Genomic DNA, 1,994 nt, shown 5'->3' with positions numbered 1-1,994 from the left:
TGCTTGAATAATGGGAATAATCCGTGAAGGTTGAATGCCCCCAATAATGGAAATGGTTGCATTGGGAATAAAAATGGTTCCCCGCCCAATCCGGTCATAAGTAAATTGACCATCTCCATTAAAAGCTTCCAAATAAAAGGAACGGTCTGTTTGATATTCCTTTCTTTCCATATCTGTTAAGAAACCGGATAATTCATCACGCACCATCAAGAGACCACGGGGTTTTCTTTTAAAAGTTCCCCAAGCTTTTCGACGGTCACATCATTGACAATAAAACGAGAGACATCCTCATCACGCGCATTGTCTTTAGAGAGGGTTTCAGACAAAAGAGCATGGGCTGTTTCAAGATCTCCTTTTTTTATTGCTTTATGGGCTTGTTTTTTCTTTTCGAATTTGTCTAAAGTTTCAAGTATCTCTTCAATTTCTTGTCTCTCTTTCTGCTTTAGCCAGTCTTTATACCATTTCTTTTGGAGGCAAGTGATAGGAGTTAAAGCGGCTTGCATGGTAGGTGTTTTCATGGTTGAAGGTTGACCAATAAGAGCCCCCCAGAGATTAGGGACAATCTTCCAATCATCATGTTGTTTTGGAGCAATCCGCACGCCATTGCCAATGAGAGCAGCCAAGCCACACAAAGCAGCGACAGCCACAAAATCAAGAGGAGCTTGTTGGCTATCCGCAACGTCATAAACATAGTCCATTAATGGCGTTGTCAACTGTAATAAGCTAAAAGGCTCGACGGGTAAGAGAGCCGTATTAATCGATTGCAATTCCCCCCAACCATTTTGTTGCAATGCGATTTCATAAGGAATGGCTTCTAAACAAGTCTTATCATTTAAAAAAACATTATCGTTATCATTGCATGAAACATTTTGATTGTTGGTATCTATAATATTGTTTTTATTCTCTCTCATTTATTTATACCTTTTCGTATCAAAACATCATTGAAATCTAGACCGTATGGGGCTTGCATGATAAAGACCTCAAAGCCTTGTCTATAGGCACGTGCAGCGAGGGTAAAACCTGCTTTACGACCAGCATCATCGCCATCCATTGCAATTGTCAGACGCCCTTTTGTAGGAGGTAAATTCACATGCATCATGCCATGGGTTGAAAGGGACGCCCATAAATTCACGGGCTCTGGTAACAGCCCAGACAGCAGAGCCAGACCGGTTTCAATGCCCTCACAAATGACCAGATGTTTTGGATTGGCTTGGCTTAAATGCACAGCACCACCCGTGACAGATCCCAACATAGCTTTGGCTGGTTTTTGATCTGTTTTGCAGCCATTGTCTTTTAAAAAGGTTCTATGAATGGCAAAGGAGCCAGCCCCCTTAACAAGAGCAACCAACGCGGGTAGTGTAACTCCAGAGGGGTGTGGACATTTGCTATGAAAACGTAAATCAGCAGGCAAATCACACGTGATCCCACGCATACGTAAATAGGTTTCTGCTAAAGTGTTTTTAATTGGTTGGCTTTGTTGCCAAATTACTTTTGCTTTCTCTGCTTTCCTTTTTGCTTGTTTGAGATCAGCACAAAACTGTTTTGAGAAAGAGAGCGTCTGATCATAAGCTTTATCAAAAAAGGCTTGTTTTCCAAGCAAGCCAATTCTAATGAGCGCTTGTATGATCTCTCTAAAAGAGCAGCCAGCATAACAAGTNGTCTGATCATAAGCTTTATCAAAAAAGGCTTGTTTTCCAAGCAAGCCAATTCTAATGAGCGCTTGTATGATCTCTCTAAAAGAGCAGCCAGCATAACAAGTGAGTAAAAGACGCCCATCATGTCCATTGGCAAGGGATAAGCTAGGCAGCCTATCATCATGAGCAGGGCAACGGGCTGTTCCATAACGCCCATGCCAAACCCCGCGCAAGGCACGAGTAATACCCCGCGCATTCTTAAAAGAACACATCATTTTAAATCCTATAACATTGCGTCATAGGACGGATTATGCTATCTCTAGATTGATGAGTTTGAGAAAGCCTTGTCCGTCCTTACGT

Annotated in this window: 1 protein-coding gene and 1 pseudogene; both read right to left on the bottom strand. The window is 42.0% G+C overall.

The features are described 5' to 3' along the window. Window positions 1-911 (bottom strand): annotated as a pseudogene (locus ACFIMS_RS08635) (DUF3987 domain-containing protein); the annotation flags it as partial. After that, window positions 908-1,909 (bottom strand): toprim domain-containing protein, encoded by a 1,002-nt coding sequence (locus ACFIMS_RS08630; protein WP_375696655.1) that lies wholly within the window; start codon window positions 1,907-1,909, stop codon window positions 908-910. The gene ACFIMS_RS08630 and the pseudogene ACFIMS_RS08635, both read right to left, overlap by 4 nt. Between the last annotated feature and the right edge of the window lie 85 nt (window positions 1,910-1,994).

The organism is Bartonella sp. AP331QHHD, from assembly GCF_042195905.1.
Classification (GTDB): Bacteria; Pseudomonadota; Alphaproteobacteria; order Rhizobiales; family Rhizobiaceae; genus Bartonella.
The sequence above is the reverse complement of the archived record's forward strand: the minus strand, read 5'-3'. Positions and strand labels throughout refer to the sequence as shown.